This is a genomic window from Thalassobacter sp. HA4-2, assembly GCF_055693705.1.
The window spans coordinates 1,410,843-1,431,324 of record NZ_JBVFUK010000001.1 but is presented as its reverse complement, the minus strand read 5'-3'; the positions used below and the strand labels follow the sequence as shown (position 1 = coordinate 1,431,324).

Here is a 20,482-nt window from a genome sequence, read left to right as displayed (position 1 = left end):
TGCAGCGCCGCGCGCACTGTTTCGACAACATCTTCGCCCTTGATGACCGTGATATCCATGGGGTCCCTCACTTTAAGATCGCGCGCCAAGCGCTTGTTCCAAATAGAAAACGCGCGAGGTCTTTACCCCGCGCGTTCCTTCTAGCATACTAAGGTATTCAGCTACAGCCCGACGTTCCGCCGCAGGTGTTGCACTTCATGCAGGTGCCGTTGCGCACCAGCGTGTAGTTGCCGCATTCGCCGCAGGCCTCGCCCTCGTAGCCTTGCATCTTGGCCTTGGTGCGGGCGTCCATGGAGACAGTCCCGGTAGCCAGACCCGTGGTCCCCGTAGCCCGCGCCGTCTCTGGCACAAGCGTGTTGAGGGCGGAGACCGGATCACCGGCCAAGGCGGTGGCCCCCATGTCGGCGCCCCCTTGCAGAACCACCAGATCAGAGGGCAGACGCTTGCGCAGATAGCCTGTGGAGGACACCTGTTTCAGCATCTCCAGCGACTTGCTGGCGGCGGCGTCGGTGGGGGTCTGGACATTGCTGACCCCCTCTTCCTCGCCACGGCCAAGGCTGTCGAAGGAATGACCCTCTGGCTTGATGTGGGCCAGATCGGTGCGGTCCAGATAGGATACCGCCAACTCGCGGAAGATGTAGTCGAGGATCGACGTGGCTTGCTTGATGCTGTCGTTGCCTTGGACCATGCCCGCAGGCTCGAACTTGGTGAAGGTGAAGGCGTCCACGAACTCTTCCAGAGGCACACCGTATTGCAGGCCCACGGACACGGCGATGGCGAAGTTGTTCATCATCGCGCGGAAGCCTGCGCCTTCCTTATGCATGTCGATGAAGATCTCGCCAAGGGTCCCGTCCGAATATTCACCCGTGCGCAGGTACACCTTGTGTCCGCCCACGTTGGCCTTTTGGGTATAGCCCTTGCGCCGCTCGGGCATCTTCTCGCGGTGGCTGCGGACAACCTCCTTGACGATGACCTTTTCGACGATCTTCTCGGCGATGACCTGCGCCTTCTCCATGGTGGTGCCGCTTTCCAGCACCTCTGCCGCGTCGTCGTCATCCTCGACCAGGGCTGCCGCCAGCGGTTGGGACAGTTTGGACCCGTCACGATAAAGCGCATTGGCTTTGACGCCCAAGGACCACGATAGCTCGTAGGCTTTCTGGCAGTCCTCGATCGTGGCGTCGTTGGGCATGTTGATCGTCTTGGAAATCGCGCCCGAGATGAAGGATTGCGCGGCGGCCATCATGGTGATGTGGCTGTCCACGGACAGATAGCGCTTGCCCTTCTTGCCGCAGGGGTTGGCACAATCGAAGATGCTCAGGTGCTCTTCTTTCAGATGCGGCGCCCCTTCCAGCGTCATGGTCCCGCAGACGTGGTCGTTGGCCGCGTCGATATCCGCCTTGGCAAAGCCAAGGTGTTTCAGCAGGTCAAAGGTCGGGTCGTTCAGCTTGGCCGCCGGGATGCCGAGGATCTGCGTGCAGAACTCTTCGCCCAAGGTCCACTGGTTGAACACGAACCGGATGTCGAAGGCTGACGGCAGGGCCGCCTCGATCTTTTCGATTTCGGTCTGGCGGAAGCCATGGCCGAACAGCACCGTGTGGTTGATGCCCGGGGCGTTGCCCAGGGTGCCATGGCCCACGGCGTAGGACACGATTTCCTCGATCTGGGCAGAGCCGTACCCGAGGTTTTCCAGCGCGCCGGGCACGGATTGGTTGATAATTTTGAAGTACCCGCCACCGGCCAGCTTTTTGAACTTTACCAGCGCAAAGTCAGGCTCGATCCCCGTGGTGTCACAGTCCATGACCAAACCGATGGTCCCGGTGGGCGCGATCACAGTGGCCTGTGCGTTGCGGAAGCCGTGCTGGGCCCCCTTCTCGACCACTTCGTCCCAGATCGATTTGGCGATACCGGCCAGGGTCTGATCAGGGCAGTTTACGTGGTCCAGGGCAACCGGGTTCACGTTGAGGCCGTCATAGCCCTTGGCGTGGCCGTAGGCGGCGTTGCGGTGGTTGCGCATGACCCGCTGCATGTGTTCGGCGTTCTTGGCGTAGCCGGGGAACGGGCCCAGTTCAGACGCAATCTCGGCGCTGGTGGCATAGCTGACACCGGTCATCACGGCCGTCAGGGCACCACACAGGGCGCGGCCCTCGTCACTGTCATAGCCGTAGCCCATGTTCATCAGCAGACCGCCAATGTTGGCATAGCCCAGACCCAGCGTGCGGAAGTCATAGGACCGCTGCGCAATCGCAGGAGATGGGAATTGCGCCATCATCACGCTGATCTCCAGCGTCACGGTCCACAGACGCGCGGCGTGCATGTACAGCTCGTGGTCGAACTTACCGTCCGCATAGAACGTCAGCAGGTTCATGGAGGCCAGGTTACAGGCCGTGTCGTCCAGGAACATGTATTCGGAACAGGGGTTCGATCCGCGGATCGCGCCATCCTCGGGGCAGGTGTGCCAGGCGTTGACGGTATCGTGGTACTGGATGCCGGGATCGGCGCAGGCCCATGCGGCGTGGCCGATGGTTTCCCACAGATCGCGCGCCTTGATGGTCTTGGCAACCTTGCCGTTGGTGCGGTTGATCAGCTCCCAGTCGGCGTCACGTTCGACCGCGTAAAGGAAGGCGTCTGTGACCCGGACCGAGTTGTTGGAGTTCTGGCCGGACACGGAGTTATAGGCCTCGGAATCCCAGTCGGTGTCATAGGTCGGGAACTCGATACTTTCATAGCCCTGCTTGGCGTAGTCCAGCACGCGTTTGACGTAGGTTTCGGGAATGGAGCACTTCTTGGCGGACCGGATGGCCCCCTTCAGCGCCTCGTTTTTGGAGGGGTCCACGGCGTCGGCCAGATCCCCGTCCCAGGATTTGATGGCGGCGAAGATCTTGTTCAGCTCGGCCTCGTGCATCTTGGACCCGGCAACGATGGAGGCGACCTTTTGCTCCTCCAACACCTTCCAGTTGATGTATTCCTCGATATCAGGGTGGTCGGCATCGACGATCACCATCTTGGCCGCGCGGCGCGTGGTGCCACCCGATTTGATCGCGCCCGCGGCCCGGTCACCGATTTTCAGAAAGCCCATGAGGCCAGAGGACTTGCCGCCCCCCGACAGGGCCTCGCCCGCCGCCCGCAGGCTGGAGAAGTTGGTGCCCGTGCCAGAGCCATATTTGAACAGGCGCGCCTCGCGGACCCATAGGTCCATAATGCCACCGTCGTTCACCAGATCGTCGGACACGGACTGGATGAAGCAGGCGTGCGGCTGGGGGTGTTCGTAGCTGGATTTGGATTTGGTCAGCTTGCCGGTTTTGTAGTCCACATAGTGGTGCCCTTGGGCGGGGCCATCGATCCCATAGGCCCAGTGCAGCCCGGTGTTGAACCACTGGGGCGAGTTAGGCGCGGCCATCTGCTTGGCCAGCATCACACGCATCTCGTCGTAATAGGCGCGGGCGTCTTCTTCGGTGCTGAAATAGCCACCCTTCCAGCCCCAGTAGGCCCACGCACCCGCAAGCCGGTCAAACACCTGCTTGGAGGATGTCTCGCCCCCGAAACGCGCCTCTTCGTCCAGCTCGGCCAGCGCAGCCTCGTCCGGGACGGAGCGCCACAGGAATTCGGGCACGTCCTTTTCCTTGACCTTCTTCAGCTTCGCGGCAACGCCTGCCTTGCGGAAATACTTTTGCGCGATGACGTCCGATGCAACCTGGCTCCAGCTGTCGGGCACTTCAACCGCGTCCAGTTTGAACACGGTTGTGCCGTCAGGGTTGCGAATTTCCGAAGTGGTGGTGGTGAAATTCAGCGCCGCATAGGCGTCTTGACCCGTCGTGGTTAACTTACGCTCGATCCGCATCGTCTAGTGCTCCTGCCTATGCGACCTGCCCTGGCCGCTGAAAAATACATCAACAGACACGCACTATCCGGCCCAAAAACCCGATCCCAATACTGGTGATTGCTCTGCCTGCTCTCGGTGCTAGCACTACATTTAGTGTCAGCCCCACCTCGTGCACACAAAGTGGCGTAGTTTTCACAAAAGCGTCAACGCCTAAAACTGACTTTTCCACACAAAAAATCCCTTGACCAAAGCGCGCCGAGACACGCCCTGATTCAGGTCAAGCGGGTCCAATCTGGGGACAAAGTTAAAAAGTTATGAAATCCAGCACACTTACACTGATTGCCTGAAGCGATGGGTGAATGGACACTAGATGTAGTGTTAACGCGCCATTAACTTCGGTTAACGACTAAATCTTGTGCAGTGTGTTTGGAAAATGGTCGGGGCGGCGAGATTCGAACTCACGACCCCCTGTACCCAAAACAGGTGCGCTACCAGACTGCGCCACGCCCCGACCGTGGCGCGTCTCTAGCCCGTTTCATCTGCTTTGAAAAGCCCCCAGTCGCACAGAACGCATGCTTTGCGCGTGCTTTTTGCAGGCCCTAGTCGCATGGCCACAAAGCAAGGGACGGATCAACACTTGGATGCCGGATTTCCGCGCCAGGACGCAAGCCCAGAGCCGCAGATAACCCGCCATTCACCTCTAGGACAAACTGAACCGGCCGACCCGAAGGAATCGGTGTCTCGTCCAAGGGAATCGCATTCTCGTGGATCTTCACCACGCGCCCCGTGCGGTCAATGAACACCATATCTAGGGGTATCAGGGTATTACGCATCCAGAAGGACACCCGTTGTTGGTGCGGATAGACGAACAACATGCCCGCCATACGCGGCAGGCTTTCGCGGTGCATCAACCCTTGGGCTTGTTCCTCAGGGGTGCGCATGACTTCGATGCTGAAATCAACCGCGCCGAAATCGCCCCTGACTGAAATGGTGTCTTCACGACACGCCGCGCCCGCAAGCGCAGGCAACACACATAGCGCTGCGGCCCATGCTATTCGACATAGAATTCCCATCTGCGCACCTCTGCCGCCAATCTGCCCCGTGCCCCATCTATGACACGCATACAGATTGCCTCGCCCGGTTGCAGATCCGCAAGCCCATAGCGGCGCAACACATCCGCGTGGACGAAGACATCGGCGTTGGAGCCGAACACATTGGCAAAGCCAAACCCCTTACCCTTGTCGAACCATTTGATCCGCGCGGGGACGTAAGGCACGTCATCAGGCACAGGTTGCAGAAATTCTGGCGTGTCCGCGTCAGGCTCTTCATCCTCGGGGGGGCGATGTCGAACAGGGTCATCGCTTGATAGCCCCGCGCCGTGCGCTGGACCTCCAGCTCCACAACTGCACCCTCGGCCACGGAGCTTTGACCAAAATTGTTCAAGACGTTGGCGTGCAGCAAGACGTCACCCTCGACCCCATCCACCGCGACAAAGCCGAAACCGCGCGTGATGTCGAACCATTTGACCATTCCGGTCCAACGGTTGTCTTCGATCTGATTTTCGGCAAGTTCAGCCAAAGCGTCGCGCCAATTCTAGTCGTCCTACGGTTGTGCATAACGTGCCACAAGGCCGAACATCCGGCAAGACGAATAGAACAAAGGAATACAGATAGTTATCCATTCGCGCGACGCGAATGATCATCTCTGCGCGTTAAGCGACGCCACTTGGGGGTGATTACCTATGGGTTCAGCCGTTGCACGGACCATGGACCAAAGCCCGCTCCTTCCACGGATCGGGTCCAGCGATAACGGTCGTGCAGGCGAAATTCTCCGTCTGCCCAGAACTCGATCTCGACAGGTTTAATCCGGTAGCCGCCCCAAAACGGCGGGCGGGTCGGGGCCGTGCCATGCAGCGCGGTTTGCTTGGCCACCTCAGCCACCAGCGCACCGCGACTGGACAGAGGTTGGCTTTGCTTGGACGCCCAGGCCCCCAGCCGCGATTTCAGGGACCGCGACGCATAATAGGCATCGGCCTTGGGCCCATCCTCGCGGCTGACCAGCCCACGCACACGGATTTGGCGGTGCAGGGATTTCCAGTGCAGCACAAAGGCGGCCTTGCCCGCGCCCTCGATCTCTTGCGCTTTTTGGGATTGGTAGTTGGTGTAGAACACAAAGGCATCCGCCTCGATTTCCTTGAGCAAGACCATGCGCACATTGGGCAGGCCGTCCGCATCCACCGTGGACAGGGCAATGGCGTTAGGATCGTTGATTTCGGCCCCCTCGGCCTCGGCCAGCCACGCCTGCGCAAGGGCAAAAGGGTCATCGCCAGCAAAGATACCACTACGTTCGGTCATTCGGTCACTCCTACCAAGACTTGCGGGACACAGGCGGATCGCCTAAAGCCTACACACTATATATGGCGTTCCAAGGAATAGAACATGCAAGGTTTGATGCAAGGCAAGCGCGGTCTGATTATGGGCCTGGCCAACGATAAATCCATCGCGTGGGGCATTGCCCAGGCCTGTGCGGCCCAAGGGGCGGAGATGGCCTTTTCCTACCAAGGCGAGGCGCTGAAGAAACGCGTCGCCCCCTTGGCCGCCAAGGTCGGCAGCGACATCGTTCTGCCCTGCGACGTCAGCGACATGGCCAGCATCGACGCGCTGTTTGACGGGTTGAAGGAACATTGGGACAGCATTGACTTCGTCGTCCATGCCATTGGGTTTTCAGACAAATCTGAACTGCGCGGGCGTTATGTGGACACCAGCCTCGACAACTTTCTGATGACCATGAACATCAGCGTCTATTCCTTTACGGCCATCGCGCAGCGCGCCGAAAAGATGATGCCGAACGGTGGGTCCCTGCTGACCCTGACCTACTACGGTGCTGAAAAGGTCATGCCGCATTACAACGTCATGGGACTGGCCAAATCCGCGCTGGAAACCTCCGTGCAATATATGGCCGAGGATCTGGGCAAACAGAACATCCGCGTGAACGCCATCTCGGCCGGGACGATCAAGACCCTCGCCGCCAGTGGCATCGGCGACTTCCGCTACATCATGAAGTGGAACGAGTACAACAGCCCCCTGCGCCGCACGGTGAGCCAAGATGAGGTCGGCAAGTCCGCCATGTATTTCCTGTCCGACCTGTCCTCGGGTGTCACAGGCGAGGTGCACCATGTGGACGCGGGCTATCACGTGGTCGGCATGAAGGCCGTGGACGCCCCGGACATCACTGTAGACAAAAAGGACTAGGCCCATGGCGACACAACTGCCCCACGAGAAAGGTTTTCACGTCAGCTGGGATCAGATCCACCGGGACAGCCGGGCGCTGGCGTGGCGGTTGGACGGCAAGGGCCCAGACGACGGCAACTGGCGCGCAATTGTGGCCATCACACGGGGCGGCATGGCCCCCGCGATGATCGTCGCGCGGGAATTGGACATTCGCACCGTCGACACGATTTCCGTCAAATCCTACCATTCGGGCGGCGGCAAGGCCGACCAGCGGCGCGAGGCTGAGGTGCTGAAAAGCCCCGATGCGGACATGATGGGCGACGGCACCGGCATCCTGATCATCGACGATCTGGTGGACAGCGGCAAGACGCTGGAACTGGTCCGCAGCCTCTATCCCAAGGCCCATTGCGCCACGGTCTATGCCAAACCGAGTGGGGAGCCGCAGGTCCACACCTTCATCACCGGGGTCAGTCAGGACACCTGGATCTTTTTCCCGTGGGACATGGCCCTGCAATACGTGGAACCCTATCGCGGCACGGACTAGGCGTTGGCGCGCAGCCAGATGCCATCGCGGGACCGCACGGTCAGGTAGGCCACGGGTACGGGGGTGCGGGCCGGGTCCGCATGCCACCCGCGCGCGCCGCACATCATGGCCAGCAACAGCGGCCCTTCGATCATGGCGAACCCTGCCCCCGTGCACACCCGCGCCCCGGCGGAAAACGGGATGTAGGATTGACGTGCGGGACAGGTATTCTCGGCCCGGGACCAGCGGTCGGGGTCAAAGTGGTCGGGCCTGTCCCACTGATCCTCGTGGCGGTGCATGTGCCATGGGCTGATCACCACCTGCGCGCCGGGTTTGGCCGCGCGACCCCGGAACGTCTCCCTCTGGGCGTTTTCGCGCACCATCATCGGCACGGGCGGGTACAGGCGCAGCGCCTCGCGGAACACATCGCGGGTGAAGGACAGCTTGGAAACCTCTGTAAAGGATATGTTTTCCAGATCAACCTGCGCCACCTCGTCCAAAACGCGGGCCTGAATGTCCGCGTGCGTGGCCAGCAGGTACAGCGCCCAAGCCAAGGCCGAGGCGCTGGTCTCGTGCCCGGCCAGAAAGAAGATCGCCACCTGATCCACCATCTCCGCCTGATCAAAGCGTTCGCCGGTTTGCGGATCGGTCTGGGTCATGATCTTGGTGGCCAGATCATTGGGTGCGGTGCCCGTCGCAATCTGGTCCGCGCGGTCCGCCACAAGCTGCGCAATCAACCCCCGGATCTTGGCCGCCGCTGCCAAGGTCTTGCGCTTGTGCAGGCGCGGCATCCAGCGCGGCAGGGGCAGAAAGGCCGCAAGGTTCAACAACGGCTGCGTGCGCTGATAGTCCCGAAAGGCGGCAAAGACCTGACTGGCGATGTGGTGCGAAATGGGGATCGAAAACAGGGTGCGAAAGATCACATCCGCAGTGACATGGCTGGTCTCGGCCTCGATCTCGATCCAATCCGTGCGCCCGGCCAAGCGCGCCCGCGCCTCAAGCCCCGCGGCGTGCATGGCCGGGTAGGTGTCGCGCAGACGCCCGCCCGCGAAAGCAGGGTCGATGATCCGGCGCTGGCGTTCCCACGTGGCCCCGTTGGTCACAAACACCCCGTCCCCCAACAGGGGCACCAACCCCTCGCGCACGCGGGCGGACTTGGGGAAGTCTTGCGGGCGTTTGCGTAGGACCATGTCCACAAGGCTGGGCTCGTTCATCAAGAAGGACCGCAGGCCCGGCGCGCGGAATTCGGCCATCTTGGCTCGGTAAAGCTTGGCCGGTTGCGCCGACAGGATATCCTCGCGGAACAGCCGGACATACCGCAACAGACCGACCTTGCCCGCCCGCGCGGCAGGCTTGGGCGGCATCATCGGGGCTCGTCCATGGTGGTAAACCGGTTCACCGGCGTCTCTAGGCGCGAGGCGGAGGGCGCGCGCTGCCAATAGCGCGCCAGCAGGCTGTAAGGTCCGGTGGTGATCTGGAAATAGTCGTAGTCCAGCGGCGTATCAAAGGCGCACAGATACTGGAAATGCAGGCGAAAGAACCGCCAGCGCAGGGCACGCCAGCGCTTGGGCGACAGGGACTTGGTGAAGGCCGCCGAGAATACCAAGGGCCCACGCTTGCCCACCTCGGGCGCCACACCCGACACCGCCACGGGGTCGCACAAGGCAAAGGAGCATCCATCCCCGGGGGCTGTGACGTCCACCCAGAAGACCCGGGTGCTTTGGCACAGATCGTGCAGGTCTCGGCGCAAACGGCCCGCATTGGGCAGGAAGGTCATCATGGGCACGACATGGCCCAGGGACAGAAACCCAAGGCGCGGCCCGTCCCGTCCGGGCACCCTGCCCTGCCGCTCCAGATCCGCGAGGATCGAAATCGCCAGATGGGCACCGGACGAATGTCCGACCACCAGCACCTCGTCCACGTCGCTGGTCAGGGCGGCGGCGATCCGATCGCCAAAGGCCGCCATCCGCTCCTCCAGCGCCGGGGGATTGGCCCCGCCCCATTGCGCCGAAAACGCGTAGTCGTGCATCAGGTAGTAGGCAAAGAACCTCTTGTCCGCCCGTTTGAACAAATCCAGCAGGCCCACGAACACCAAGCTCGCCACCACCGTGCCCGTGATGATCCCCAGAGGCCCGGTGATGAAAACCTGCGATCCGATACCCGCAACCGTCGCCAGCGCGATTGCCGTGACCAATTGCACCAGCAGAAACACGATCGGGTAGAGCGCCGCGATCACCGGCCCCTTGCGCAGGCGCATCAGGCGGAACAACGCCCCGGACCCGATATAGGCCCAGGCGGTGCGCACCAGTTGCAGGTAGGTCGCCGGGATCGTCTGGGACATGCTGTCTTGCACGATGTCGGACCAGACCAACACCTCGACCTCGGCCTGCGTCTCGACCCCGTCGATGTTGGTGGCCGCGTACCAGCCAAAACTGTCCCCATGGGGACGCGCCGCCAAATCAAAGCCATAGCCAGAGATCCGCGCCTGCTCTGCCCCTTCTTTGCGGAACAACTCACGGTAGCGGCGGGGGTGAAACGGGTCATAGCCGGGGATGTACAGCACGTGGCGGCGTCTGACGTCGGGATCGGTGTCTGTCTGCATCGTGTCGCCTCTGGTGGGCCTTGCCTAGGGTGGGCCAAGTCTGCCATTGAAATGTGGCAAAGTGAAGGAAACGCCGATGCAGATCGACCTTGACGTAGATGCCCTTGGCCTGCTGTGCCCTCTGCCCGTGCTGCGCCTGAAAAAGCGTATGGCCGCCCTGGACAGCGGTCAGATCGCCCGGTTGTGGGCGGATGATCCGGCGGCCCATGTGGACGTGCCGCACTTTTGCGCTGAACAAGGACACGCGTTTCTGGGCGCGGCGGACCACGCAGAGGGCACGGCGTTTCTGGTGCGCAAGGGCTAGGTCACTCGGCGGCCAGCGGCGTGGACTGGCCCCCATCCGCGATGATCGCCAACAGGCGCGTGCGTTCGGCGGCGGCCTTGTCCGCGCCCGCCTCTTTCACAGGGCCAAAGCCGCGGATATCCAGTGGCAGCAACGCCAGCGCAAGGATCGCGGGACGCGTGGCCTCGGTCAGCTGCGGCAGGACCCGGCGCATGTCGGCTTCGTACTGGGTGATCAGCGCCCGCTCCATCCGCCGTTCCGCCGTGCGGCCAAAGGGGTCCAGCGGCGTGCCACGCAGCCCGCGCAGTCGCGCAAGCCACGGATAGGCCCGCTCGATCCACGCCCCGAAGGCGCGTTTGGCCGGTCGCCCGTCGGGGCCGGTTTTCGACAACATGGGCGGGGCCAGATGGTAGGTCAGCTTCAACTCGCCCTCGAAGGTCTCTGCAGCCTTGGCGCGGGTGGTCTGCAACAGGCGCGCGACCTCGTATTCATCCTTGTAGGTCAACAGCTTGTGAAAGCCTTTGGCGACCGCCGCGCGCACTTCGGGGTCGGGGGCCAGATCAAGTAACTTGTGGAACCGTTTGACCGCGCGCGCACCGGAATGGGCGCGGATGTGGTCTGCACGAAACACAATCGGATCAATGGGTTGCACAGCGTCCTTGGGCGCCAGCACCTGTGCGGCGGCCTCCGGGTCGGCCACGGCCCACCTGCCCAGTTGGAAGGCCCGCTTGTTCTGGTCCACCGCAGCGCCGTTCAACTCGATCGCACGCAGAATTGCGGCCTCGGACACGGGGATCAAGCCGCGCTGCCACGTGGCCCCGAAGACCATCATGTTGGAATAGATCGAGTCCCCCATGACTGTTTTCGCCAGATCGCTGGCATCGAACAGGGTCACATCATCGCGCAGACGGGCCTGCAGGGACAGGGCAAGTTCCTCTGACGGGAGTTGGAAATCCCGGTTCAGGGTAAAGTCCCCAGTCGTGATTTCATGGCTGTTGACCACGGCCCCGGTGCGGCCCGGGGCCGTCAGGCCAAGGGTTTTCGCCCCGGCAGAGACCACCAGATCGCCCCCGATCAGAGCGTCACATTCCCCGGCACCCACCCTTATGGCATTGATATCACTTGGGGAATTTGCAAGGCGGCAGTGGATGTGCACGGCACCGCCCTTTTGCGCCAGCCCCGCCATTTCCATCATCGAGGCCCCTTTGCCGTCGATGTGCGCGGCCATGGCCAGCACCGCGCCGATGGTAACAACGCCCGTGCCGCCCACGCCGGTGATCACCACGTTCCACGTGCCCTGCATCTGGGGCAATTGGGGTGTGGGCAGCGTTGGTAAGTCCACACTTGCGGTTGCGGATTTGCGCAACCGCGCCCCCTCTATGGTCACGAAAGAGGGGCAAAATCCTGAAATACAAGAGAAATCCTTGTTGCACGACGATTGGTCAATGGCGCGTTTGGTACCCAGTTCTGTTTGGGTCGGCACGATGGACACGCAGTTCGACTGCACGCTGCAATCGCCACAGCCCTCGCAAACGTCGGTGTTGATGAACACCCGTTTGTCCGGGTCCGGGAAGGTGCCGCGCTTGCGGCGGCGGCGCTTTTCGGCGGCACAGGTCTGGACATACAGGATGACCGAGACGCCCTCCACCCCCTGCATCCGGTCCTGCACGGCAGGCATTTCAGAGCGTTCGTGAAAACTTACCGTCGCAGGAAAAGCTGACTTATCAATATCTTCCTTGTCATCATAGACCACGGCCAAGGTCTGGACACCCATCGCCGTCACCTCGTGGGCGATGCGCGCGGGCGACAGGCCGCCCTCGTTGCCCTGCCCGCCGGTCATGGCGACGGCGTCATTGTACAGGATCTTGTAGGTGATGGTCGTTCCCGCCGCCAACGCCGCCCGGATTGCCAGCACGCCGGAGTGGTTGTAGGTGCCCTCCCCAAGGTTCTGGAACACGTGTTTGCGGGTGGAAAAATGGCTCTCGCCGATCCAGTTGGCCCCCTCGGCCCCCATGTGGGTGTAGCCTTCGGTCGCGCGGTCCATCCACAGGGCCATGACGTGGCACCCGATGCCCGCGCCCGCGCGCGCGCCATCGGGCACCTTGGTGGATGTATTATGGGGACAACCTGAACAAAACCAAGGGGTTCTGGTGGCAAGTTCAGGTACATTGTCGGCGCGCTTCGCCTCTGCGATGCGGGCCAGACCGGCGCGGATGCGGTCGGTGCCACGCCCCTCTTCGATCAGGATTTCACCCAGTTTCTGCGCGATATCCAGGGGGTCCAGGGCGTAGTGATCGGGGAACAGAACCTCGCCCTGCGCGCCCTTGCGGTGGCCATAGACCCGCCGCCCGCGCCGGTCGTCAAAGATCGCCTCCTTGACCTGTACCTCGATCAGTTTGCGCTTTTCCTCGACCACGACGATCAGGTCCAACCCCTCGGCCCATTCGGCAAAGCCTTCCATGTCCAGGGGCCAGGTTTGGGCCACTTTGTAGGTGGTCACGCCCAGATCCTGACTCGTGCATGAATCCACACCAATCGCGTCCAACGCGTGCATAAGATCGAGCCAGTTCTTGCCCGCCGCCACAAATCCGATTTTTGCCCCGGGTTTGCCGTGGACCCGGCGGTCCATCCGGTTGGCGCGGGCGAAGGCTTGGGCCGCCCACCGCTTGTGCCCCAGCAGGCGTTCCTCTTGCGGGATCCAGTGATCGTTCAGGCGGATGTTCAGACCGCCGGGGGGCATGTCGAAATCGGGGGTCACAAAGGACATGCGGTCCGGGCGACCGTCGACCACCGAGGTGACCTCGACCGTGTCCTTCATCGTCTTCAGCCCGACCCAGACCCCGGCAAAGCGGGACAGGGCCCAGCCGTATAGGCCGAAGTCGAGAATCTCCTGCACGCCCGCAGGGGACAGCACAGGCATGTAGGTGTCCACCAGCGCCCAGTCGGACTGGTGGCAGGTGGTGGAGGATTCGCCCGTGTGATCATCCCCCATGGCCATCAGCACCCCGCCAAGGGCCGCCGTGCCCGCCATGTTGGCATGGCGCATCATGTCGCCGGACCGGTCCACCCCCGGCCCCTTGCCGTACCATAGGCCGAAGACACCATCCACGCGCCCCTCGCCGCGCAGGGCGGCCTGCTGTGTGCCCCACATGGCGGTGCCGGCAAGATCCTCGTTCAAGCCCGGCTCGAACAGGATGTCCGCCGGTTCCAACACGCCCCGCGCCCGGGTCATCTGCATGTCCACAGCGCCCAGGGGCGAGCCGCGATAGCCCGTGACATAGCCCGCGGTGTTCAGCCCCGCCGCTTCGTCCCGCGCCTTTTGCATCAGCATCAGGCGCACAAGTGCCTGCGTTCCATTCAACAACACCTGATCCTTGGACAGATCATAGCGATCGGACAGAGAAATCTGTTGTAATGACATGGCAGCCTCCCAGCTTTGACTTAAATGGTAGGTCATAAACCCTGACCTACCAAGACAATTTTTCCCCGTAGGCAGGCAGACGGGCCCTGTGCAATATGCGACCCTGCTAATGGGCCGAAAAAGGAAAGAAGTGACGCAATGGACTGGGACAAACTTAGAATATTTCACGCCGTGGCTGACGCGGGGTCCCTGACCCATGCGGGGGACACCCTGCACCTAAGCCAGTCTGCGGTGTCGCGCCAGATCCGTGCCCTGGAGGAAAGCCTGTCCACCACCCTGTTCCACCGCCACGCCCGGGGACTGATTCTGACCGAACAGGGAGAGCTGTTGTTTGACGCCACGTCCTCCATGGCCAAGCGGCTGGAGGCGGCGAGCGCGCGCATCCGCGACAGCGAAGAAGAGGTGTTCGGCGATCTGCGGGTCACGACCACCGTGGGGTTCGGCTCCCTGTGGTTGGCCCCCCGTCTGGCGCAGCTTTATGCCAAGTACCCGGACCTCAAGATCGACCTGATGCTGGAGGAACGGGTGCTGGACCTGCCCATGCGCGAGGCGGACGTGGCGATCCGCATGAAAGAGCCCAGCCAGGCGGACCTTGTGCGCAAACGGCTGATGGACATCCGGATGCAGCTGTACGCCTCGGAATCCTATCTGCGCGACCACGGGGAACCCAAATCCGTGCGCGATCTGAGCCGCCACCGGATCATCTGCCAGAACGCCAATTCGTTTCAGGTGGCCGCCGGGGCAAACCTTGTGCGCCAGCTGGCCGAAGAGGGCGTGACGAACCAGCTGACGGTGAACAACTATTTCGGTGTATTACAGGGCGTGATCCACGATCTGGGTATCGGGATCTTGCCCGACTACCTGACCCATGATTTCCCGGGTCTGCGCCCGGTCATGCCGGAACTGGCGTCAAACGATGTGCCGGTCTTCCTCGCCTACCCCGAAGAATTGCGTCATTCCAAACGGATAGAGGCGTTTCGTGATTTTGTGACGGAAGAGGTCATCGCCTACCGCAAGCGCAAAAGAGATCAGCTGCCCGCACAATAATCCGGCAGCTATGACATAGGCGCATAGCGGGTATACCCCCTGCGGCACTGTTGCCGCTTGTCTGGTTTTTAGAGTGCCTCTATTTCGGTCATTGAGAACATTATCGCGTCATGCGCGGTTCTCACCTCCCTGTTGGACTTCGGCCGAGCTTCGCGCTCGGCCTTTTTTTGGTCAAGGGTGACTTTTTAGCCAGCAGCCTCGGCGGCGGATTTCCGGATACGTTCCACCATGGCGCGCAGCCCGTTGGACCGCTGCGCGGACAGGTGATCGTTCAGCCCAAGGCGGGCCAATTCCTGCGTGGCGTTGATCTTGACCACTTCGGACACGGGCAGGCCCGCATACAGGGTGTGCAGCACCGCGATCAGGCCGCGCACGATCATGGCATCCGACTCGCCCTCGAAATCAAAGGTGGCGTCTGGCCCCGTGCCGTCGATCCGGGGCAGGATCCAGACCTGACTGGCGCAGCCGTCCACCTTGGTGGCGGGCACCTTCACGGCGTCGTCGAGGGGCGGAAACGCCTTGCCCATGTCGATCACGTGGCGATAGCGGTCTTCCCAGTCGTCCAGAAATTCAAATGTCTCGGCCAGATCATCAAAGGCTTCGGTCGCCATGGTCACTCCTTTTGTTATGCCAGAGGTAGCGGGGCACATGACCGAGGTCCAGCCCTTCCCATACCCCCCGGATCGGCTAGCAAGTTGCAAAGAAAAGGGGACAGCCATGCGCAGGTTGGTTTTGACAGCTTTGGTCGGGGTTTTGGTGGTCGCAGGCTGTGGCCGCGTGGCGGACAGCCGGATCAACCCCCTGAACTGGTTTGGCAGCGACCGCGAGGAACGCGTGGCCAGCACCGCGACCCCAGAGGTCCCTGCGCGCGACGACAAGTTGATCGGTGAAATCACCCGGCTGAAGGTGGAACCCACCCCCGGCGGGGCCTTGATCGCTGTGATCGGGCGCGCGGCCACCCAAGGCTATTGGCAGGCCGAACTGGTGCCCGTGTTGACAGATGTGGGCGATACGCTGGTGTTTGAATTCCGGGTCAAGCCGCCCGTGGACGCCCAGCCCCAAGGGGCCCCCGTGACACGCGAGGTGTTGGGGGGCACGTTTGTATCGACCCAAGCCTTGGGCACGGCCCGCCAGATCACCGTGGTCGCGGCCCAGAACCGGCGCAGCGTGCGCCGCCGCTAACCCTAGATCTCGATGATCTGAACGGCGCTGCCTTTGCACGACAGGGCAATCTGCCCCTCGCACAGGCGCAGGGCGTCCTTGCCGAACACCTCGGCGCGCCAGCCCTTGGCCCACGCCCCCGTGCGGTCCCCGCTGGCGATGTCATCCAGATCAGAGGCCGTGGCGATCAGTTTCTGCGCCACACCGGCCTTTTCCGCCTTGGCCTTGAGCAGCACGCGCAGCAGATCCGCCAGACCTGCGTTCACCTCGGCCCGGTCGCGGCCCTTGGGCAGGCGCGGCAGGCTGTCTTGTGGCATTTCAAGGCCCTTGGTCACCGCCTCGATAATCCCGTCCGCAATCTCGCCCTTGCGCGCCTCGCGCAGCAACAGACGCGATTTGCTGAGGTCGGCGGCGTTTTGCGGCTTGGTGCTGGCCAGCTCCATCAGCGCGTCATCCTTGTAGACCCGGGTGCGGGGGATGTTGCGGGTCTGGGCATAGCTTTCGCGGAATTCGGCCAAGGCTTGTGCAATGGCAATGAACCGGGGGCTGCTGGTGCGCATTTTCAGGCGCTGCCACGCCTGGTCCGGTTCCACCACGTAGGTCTCGGGCGCGGTCAGAACCGCCAACTCCTCCTCGACCCAAGCGGTGCGGCCGGTCTTGTCCAACTCGGCGGCCAGATGTTCGTAGATGCCGCGCAGGTGGGTGACGTCAGCCAGGGCATAGACCTTTTGCGCCCCGCTCAGCGGGCGGCGCGACCAATCCGTGAACCGCGAGGATTTGTCCAAGGTGGCCCGGGCGATCTTGCGCACCAATGTCTCGTAGCCGACCTGCTCGCCAAAGCCGCAGACCATGGCGGCCACTTGGGTGTCGAACAGGGGCGTCGGGATCAGGCCCGCGTCCACAAAGAAGATCTCAAGGTCCTGACGGGCGGCGTGGAACACCTTGACCACGCTCTCATCCCGGAACAAGTCGTACAGCGGGTCGAGGGACAGCCCGTCCACCAGCGGGTCGATCAAGACCGCGTCCACCTCGTCGCCGCCGGGGCCGGGATAGGCCACCTGAATCAGGCACAGCTTGGCGTAATAGGTCCGTTCGCGCAGGAATTCCGTGTCCACGGTGACGTACGGGTGGGCGGCGGCGCGGGCGCAGAATTCGGCCAACCCTTCGGTGGTGGTGATCGTGGGCACGGCGTCGCCGGAGGGGCTTGCGGATTGAGACGTTGGCTTACGCTTCGACATGGCCGGTCATCTTCTTGTTGTTGGCTCGCGCCAGCCTAGGCCATCGCCACCCGAAACGCCACCCGGGTCACAGCCACAGCGGTTCCCGGTCGCCAGCGGCGAAACGGCGCAGAACTGCGGGATAAAGCACGTGTTCCTGCACCAGCACCCGGGCGGCCAGATCATCGGCACTGTCACCGGGCAGAATCGGCACCCGGGCCTGGCCCAGAATGGGGCCATCGTCGAGGTCCGCCGTCACCTCGTGTACCGTGCAGCCGCCCTCGGCATCGCCCGCCGCCAGCGCGCGTTGGTGGGTGTGCAGGCCCTTGTACTTGGGCAAAAGGCTGGGATGGATGTTCAGCATCCGCCCGACATAGGCCGACACGAAGGCCGGCGTCAGGATGCGCATGAACCCCGCAAGGCACAGGATATCCGGGCGCGCGGCGTCGATCTTGGCGCGCAAGGCCGCCTCGAAGGCCGCGCGGTCGCCCGCAAAGGGCCGGTGATCCACCGCCGCCGTGGCAATGCCCAGATCAGCGGCCCGCGCCAGCCCCCCGCCGTGGGGTCATTGCTGGCCACCAGCACCGGGCGCGCGGGGTGGTCGCCGGTCATGCTTTCGACCAGACGCAGCATGTTGGACCCGCCGCCCGAAATCAGGATGGCGACCCGCCGGGTCACAGCAGGGCGCCGGTGTAGCGGACCCCTGCCCCTTCGGTCACGGTGCCGATGGTGTGCACGGTTTCGCCCGCCTCGACCAAGATGTCGGCCACGGCCTCTGCCCGGGTGGCGTCCACCGCCAGCACCATGCCCACGCCACAGTTGAAGGTCTTGAGCATCTCGGCCTCGGTCACGCCGCCGGTTTCGGCCAGCCAACGGAACACCGGCGGCAGGTCCCATGCGCCAAGGTCAATGTCCGCGCCCAGACCGTCAGGCAGCACGCGGGGCAGGTTTTCCGTCAGCCCGCCCCCGGTGATATGGGCCAGCGCGTGCACGCCCCCGGCCCGGATCGCCGCCAGACAGGGTTTGACGTACAGGCGCGTCGGCTCCAGCAGGGCGGCCCCCACGGTCGAGGGGTCCATGGTCACCGTCTCGGCCTGTTCGCCGCCGATGGGGGGCAGGTCCGGGGCGTCCGCCTCGCCCGCCGCAAAGGGGGCCGGGTCGTCCCACGACAGGCCCGCCACATCCACGATCCGGCGCACCAGCGAATAGCCGTTGGAATGCACCCCGTCCGAGGCCAACCCCAACAGAACGTCGCCCGGGCGCACGCCTGCGGGCAGGGCCTCGCCCCGTTCCATGGCGCCCACGGCAAAGCCCGCAAGGTCGAAGTCACCGTCGTGATACATTCCCGGCATTTCCGCCGTCTCGCCGCCGATCAGGGCCGCGCCGGAATTCGTGCAGCCCGAGGCGATGCCCTCGATGATCGTGGCCGCGGCCTCGGTCTCCAGCTTGCCAGTGGCGAAATAATCGAGGAAAAACAGAGGCTCCGCCCCTTGGCAGACAAGATCGTTCACGCACATGGCCACAAGGTCTACCCCGATGGTAGACAGGTGCCCGGTGTCGATGGCGATGCGCAGCTTGGTGCCCACCCCGTCCGTGGCGGCCACAAGGATCGGGTTCTCGTAGCCCGCCGCGCGCAGATCGAACAGCGCACCAAAGCCCCCCAGCCCCGCCATGACCCCGTCGCGCTGCGTGGCGGCAGCGGCGGGTTTGATCCGGTCCACAAGCGCGTTCCCGGCGTCAATATCGACCCCGGCATCGGCGTAAGACAGGCTGGGCTTGGGCGTATCGGTCATGGGAGATGTCCTAGGGCAGTGAGCGTTGGCGAGCAGGTACACCAGCCGCGCGCCGGGGGCAATGCGACCCGAAAGTACGGTGCGGCCCCTGCTGACACACCACTCCCGACTTGACCCGCCGATGCCGCGTGGTATTTCCCCCGTGGGGGCCTGTAGCTCAATTGGTTAGAGCAGAGCGCTCATAACGCTTTGGTTGCGGGTTCAAGTCCTGCCAGGCCTACCAATCCTTCCCCACAGCCGCCGCGCCATGCCGCGCGTGACCAGTCCCAAGGTGAACTCGCTGCGCAGCAGGGCCATGGCCTCCGCCTCGGACGCACGGGACAGACGCGCCACGCTGCGGTCCCAGTCCGCAGGGCCGTAGCCCGCGATGCGCCGGTTCGCGGCAAAGCCCCAGCGGTAGTTCCACGCGAACGTCCGGCGCGCGGCCCTCTCCCACCGGCGCAGGCCCCGTGGCTGGCCCGCCACCGCCGCCCCCAGCACCGGCCCCAATGCGCGGCCTTGTGCGATGGCGATGCGGATCCCCTCGCCCACGGTGGGGGTGGCCATGTTGGCGCTGTCGCCCACGCGCACGAGGCGGTCCCAGACCAGCCGGGGGGCGTAGGGTTCGGACGGGATGATCCCGGCGTTCACGTGGGGCACGCCCTGCACCGCGACCCCCATGCGCGCCAACGCGCCCGAGGCCAGAAAGGCCGCCATCAGGTCCCGGGGCGAGGCGGCGATGTCGGGCTTGATTACGCCCACGCCCACGCGCACGCGCCCGCCCGGGGCCGGAAAGACCCAGCCGTAGCCGCCCAGCACGCTGGCCCCTACGAACAGGACCGCACGGGTGGGGGAATTTGCGCCCAAGGGGAATTCATGCTCCACCCCGACGCCGGTGCGTGCAGGGGCGGGCGCCAGCCCCAAGGGGCCGGTCACGGCGTTCGCTTGGCCCGAGGCATCCACGATCCAGCCCACGCGCACCTCCTGCTCTGGCCCGCCCCGGGGGCGCAGACGGGCGCGCCAGCCGGACCCGGAGCGCGCGGCGGACAGGAACTTGACGCCCGGGCGCACCTCTGCCCCCGCCGCCTGTGCCAAGGCGGCCAACCACTGGTAGGTGCCGGTGATGTCCAGCACCGCCAAGGGGCCGGACAGGTCGAACCGTGCCAGCGCCCGGTCGGAATAGAAATCCAGTCGTTCAATCTGTTGGTACAGATGCGCGGGCACGCCCAGACGCTCCAGATCCGCGACCCACGATCCGCCCGATGTGCGCACGGGCACCCCGATCTGTGCGTCCTGATGCACCACCATCCGCGACACGCCCCGGGGCAGCGCCTGCGCCACGGCCAGCCCCGCCGGGCCACCCCCCACGATCAAAACATCAACATCCATGGCCCCAAGTGCCACGG

The 20,482-nt window shown here is 63.6% G+C and carries 16 protein-coding genes, 2 tRNA genes and 2 pseudogenes; 7 read left to right on the top strand and 13 right to left on the bottom strand.

What is annotated here, in order from left to right; genetic code table 11:
- Positions 1-157: 157 nt before the first annotated feature.
- From ACZ1G0_RS07275 to ACZ1G0_RS07260, 4 genes and pseudogenes are all read right to left on the bottom strand, one after another.
- Complete coding sequence (locus ACZ1G0_RS07275) at positions 158-3,838, bottom strand: vitamin B12-dependent ribonucleotide reductase (protein ID WP_472736335.1); 3,681 nt, start codon at positions 3,836-3,838, stop codon at positions 158-160.
- A 416-nt stretch (positions 3,839-4,254) separates the two neighbouring features.
- Positions 4,255-4,331, bottom strand: a tRNA-Pro gene (locus ACZ1G0_RS07270).
- Between the two features lie 88 nt (positions 4,332-4,419).
- Positions 4,420-4,893, bottom strand: coding sequence for a DUF192 domain-containing protein (locus ACZ1G0_RS07265; protein ID WP_472736334.1), 474 nt, complete (start codon positions 4,891-4,893; stop codon positions 4,420-4,422).
- Positions 4,872-5,350: pseudogene (locus ACZ1G0_RS07260) on the bottom strand (cold-shock protein). Before ACZ1G0_RS07260 ends, ACZ1G0_RS07265 begins: the two are co-directional and overlap by 22 nt.
- Between ACZ1G0_RS07260 and ACZ1G0_RS07255 the strand changes: the two are divergent.
- The gene (locus ACZ1G0_RS07255) at positions 5,246-5,518 is read left to right on the top strand and encodes a hypothetical protein (protein ID WP_472737836.1); all 273 of its coding nucleotides are present in this window, start codon (positions 5,246-5,248) and stop codon (positions 5,516-5,518) included. The pseudogene ACZ1G0_RS07260 and the gene ACZ1G0_RS07255 sit on opposite strands and share 105 nt — an antisense overlap.
- Before the next feature lie 41 nt (positions 5,519-5,559).
- Here ACZ1G0_RS07255 and pdxH read toward each other — a convergent pair whose 3' ends face one another.
- Positions 5,560-6,174: a pyridoxamine 5'-phosphate oxidase gene (pdxH, locus tag ACZ1G0_RS07250; protein WP_472736333.1), complete on the bottom strand. Its 615-nt coding sequence runs from the start codon at positions 6,172-6,174 to the stop codon at positions 5,560-5,562.
- An 84-nt stretch (positions 6,175-6,258) separates the two neighbouring features.
- On the opposite strand from pdxH, the gene fabI reads away from it, so the two are divergent.
- Both fabI and gpt read left to right on the top strand, forming a co-directional pair.
- Positions 6,259-7,071: an enoyl-ACP reductase FabI gene (fabI, locus tag ACZ1G0_RS07245; protein WP_472736332.1), complete on the top strand. Its 813-nt coding sequence runs from the start codon at positions 6,259-6,261 to the stop codon at positions 7,069-7,071.
- Between the two features lie 4 nt (positions 7,072-7,075).
- Entirely contained in the window at positions 7,076-7,594 is a 519-nt protein-coding gene (gpt, locus tag ACZ1G0_RS07240; RefSeq protein ID WP_472736331.1) for a xanthine phosphoribosyltransferase, read from the top strand.
- On the opposite strand, the gene ACZ1G0_RS07235 is transcribed toward gpt, so the two are convergent.
- Both ACZ1G0_RS07235 and ACZ1G0_RS07230 read right to left on the bottom strand, forming a co-directional pair.
- The gene (locus ACZ1G0_RS07235) at positions 7,591-8,940 is read right to left on the bottom strand and encodes a cytochrome P450 (RefSeq protein ID WP_472736330.1); all 1,350 of its coding nucleotides are present in this window, start codon (positions 8,938-8,940) and stop codon (positions 7,591-7,593) included. The two genes, gpt and ACZ1G0_RS07235, sit on opposite strands and share 4 nt — an antisense overlap.
- Entirely contained in the window at positions 8,937-10,175 is a 1,239-nt protein-coding gene (locus ACZ1G0_RS07230; RefSeq protein WP_472736329.1) for a hypothetical protein, read from the bottom strand. Before ACZ1G0_RS07230 ends, ACZ1G0_RS07235 begins: the two co-directional genes overlap by 4 nt.
- 76 nt (positions 10,176-10,251) lie before the next feature.
- On the opposite strand from ACZ1G0_RS07230, the gene ACZ1G0_RS07225 reads away from it, so the two are divergent.
- A complete protein-coding gene (locus ACZ1G0_RS07225) occupies positions 10,252-10,479 on the top strand; it encodes a sulfurtransferase TusA family protein (RefSeq protein ID WP_472736328.1) in 228 nt (75 codons plus the stop codon).
- Position 10,480: 1 nt separating this feature from the next.
- Here the strand turns inward: ACZ1G0_RS07225 and ACZ1G0_RS07220 are convergent, their stop codons facing one another.
- Positions 10,481-13,879, bottom strand: a complete 3,399-nt coding sequence (locus ACZ1G0_RS07220) for an indolepyruvate ferredoxin oxidoreductase family protein (RefSeq protein WP_472736327.1) — start codon at positions 13,877-13,879, stop codon at positions 10,481-10,483.
- A 138-nt stretch (positions 13,880-14,017) separates the two neighbouring features.
- Between ACZ1G0_RS07220 and ACZ1G0_RS07215 the strand changes: the two genes are divergently transcribed.
- On the top strand, positions 14,018-14,926 hold the full coding sequence (locus ACZ1G0_RS07215; RefSeq protein ID WP_472736326.1) for a LysR family transcriptional regulator: 909 nt from the start codon (positions 14,018-14,020) through the stop codon (positions 14,924-14,926).
- A 185-nt stretch (positions 14,927-15,111) separates the two neighbouring features.
- On the opposite strand, the gene ACZ1G0_RS07210 is transcribed toward ACZ1G0_RS07215, so the two are convergent.
- A complete protein-coding gene (locus ACZ1G0_RS07210; RefSeq protein WP_472736325.1) occupies positions 15,112-15,537 on the bottom strand; it encodes a SufE family protein in 426 nt (141 codons plus the stop codon).
- A 106-nt stretch (positions 15,538-15,643) separates the two neighbouring features.
- Here ACZ1G0_RS07210 and ACZ1G0_RS07205 point away from each other — a divergent pair, with 106 nt between their 5' ends.
- Positions 15,644-16,108 carry a hypothetical protein gene (locus ACZ1G0_RS07205; RefSeq protein WP_472736324.1) on the top strand — a complete coding sequence of 155 codons (465 nt, stop codon included), beginning with the start codon at positions 15,644-15,646 and terminating at the stop codon, positions 16,106-16,108.
- Between the two features lie 2 nt (positions 16,109-16,110).
- Here the strand turns inward: ACZ1G0_RS07205 and rnd are convergent, their stop codons facing one another.
- From rnd to purM, 3 genes and pseudogenes are all read right to left on the bottom strand, one after another.
- Positions 16,111-17,274 carry a ribonuclease D gene (gene rnd, locus ACZ1G0_RS07200; protein ID WP_472737778.1) on the bottom strand — a complete coding sequence of 388 codons (1,164 nt, stop codon included), beginning with the start codon at positions 17,272-17,274 and terminating at the stop codon, positions 16,111-16,113.
- A 118-nt stretch (positions 17,275-17,392) separates the two neighbouring features.
- Positions 17,393-17,937: pseudogene (purN, locus tag ACZ1G0_RS07195) on the bottom strand (phosphoribosylglycinamide formyltransferase).
- 41 nt (positions 17,938-17,978) lie between these two features.
- On the bottom strand, positions 17,979-19,097 hold the full coding sequence (gene purM / locus ACZ1G0_RS07190) for a phosphoribosylformylglycinamidine cyclo-ligase (RefSeq protein WP_472736323.1): 1,119 nt from the start codon (positions 19,095-19,097) through the stop codon (positions 17,979-17,981).
- A 146-nt stretch (positions 19,098-19,243) separates the two neighbouring features.
- Here purM and ACZ1G0_RS07185 point away from each other — a divergent pair.
- Positions 19,244-19,320: transfer RNA gene (locus ACZ1G0_RS07185), tRNA-Ile, on the top strand.
- On the opposite strand, the gene ACZ1G0_RS07180 is transcribed toward ACZ1G0_RS07185, so the two are convergent.
- Positions 19,299-20,465: an NAD(P)/FAD-dependent oxidoreductase gene (locus ACZ1G0_RS07180; protein ID WP_472736322.1), complete on the bottom strand. Its 1,167-nt coding sequence runs from the start codon at positions 20,463-20,465 to the stop codon at positions 19,299-19,301. The genes ACZ1G0_RS07185 and ACZ1G0_RS07180 overlap by 22 nt on opposite strands.
- Between the last annotated feature and the right edge of the window lie 17 nt (positions 20,466-20,482).

Excerpts from the sequence above, each read along its gene's own strand:
- ACZ1G0_RS07275 (WP_472736335.1), bottom strand. The coding sequence starts at position 3,838 with ATGCGGATCGAGCGTAAGTTAACCACGACGGGTCAAGACGCCTATGCG.
- ACZ1G0_RS07265 (WP_472736334.1), bottom strand. The coding sequence starts at position 4,893 with ATGGGAATTCTATGTCGAATAGCATGGGCCGCAGCGCTATGTGTGTTG.
- pdxH (WP_472736333.1), bottom strand. The coding sequence starts at position 6,174 with ATGACCGAACGTAGTGGTATCTTTGCTGGCGATGACCCTTTTGCCCTT.
- fabI (WP_472736332.1), top strand. The coding sequence starts at position 6,259 with ATGCAAGGTTTGATGCAAGGCAAGCGCGGTCTGATTATGGGCCTGGCC.
- gpt (WP_472736331.1), top strand. The coding sequence starts at position 7,076 with ATGGCGACACAACTGCCCCACGAGAAAGGTTTTCACGTCAGCTGGGAT.
- ACZ1G0_RS07235 (WP_472736330.1), bottom strand. The coding sequence starts at position 8,940 with ATGATGCCGCCCAAGCCTGCCGCGCGGGCGGGCAAGGTCGGTCTGTTG.
- ACZ1G0_RS07230 (WP_472736329.1), bottom strand. The coding sequence starts at position 10,175 with ATGCAGACAGACACCGATCCCGACGTCAGACGCCGCCACGTGCTGTAC.
- ACZ1G0_RS07225 (WP_472736328.1), top strand. The coding sequence starts at position 10,252 with ATGCAGATCGACCTTGACGTAGATGCCCTTGGCCTGCTGTGCCCTCTG.
- ACZ1G0_RS07220 (WP_472736327.1), bottom strand. The coding sequence starts at position 13,879 with ATGTCATTACAACAGATTTCTCTGTCCGATCGCTATGATCTGTCCAAG.
- ACZ1G0_RS07215 (WP_472736326.1), top strand. The coding sequence starts at position 14,018 with ATGGACTGGGACAAACTTAGAATATTTCACGCCGTGGCTGACGCGGGG.
- ACZ1G0_RS07210 (WP_472736325.1), bottom strand. The coding sequence starts at position 15,537 with ATGGCGACCGAAGCCTTTGATGATCTGGCCGAGACATTTGAATTTCTG.
- ACZ1G0_RS07205 (WP_472736324.1), top strand. The coding sequence starts at position 15,644 with ATGCGCAGGTTGGTTTTGACAGCTTTGGTCGGGGTTTTGGTGGTCGCA.
- purM (WP_472736323.1), bottom strand. The coding sequence starts at position 19,097 with ATGACCGATACGCCCAAGCCCAGCCTGTCTTACGCCGATGCCGGGGTC.
- ACZ1G0_RS07180 (WP_472736322.1), bottom strand. The coding sequence starts at position 20,465 with ATGGATGTTGATGTTTTGATCGTGGGGGGTGGCCCGGCGGGGCTGGCC.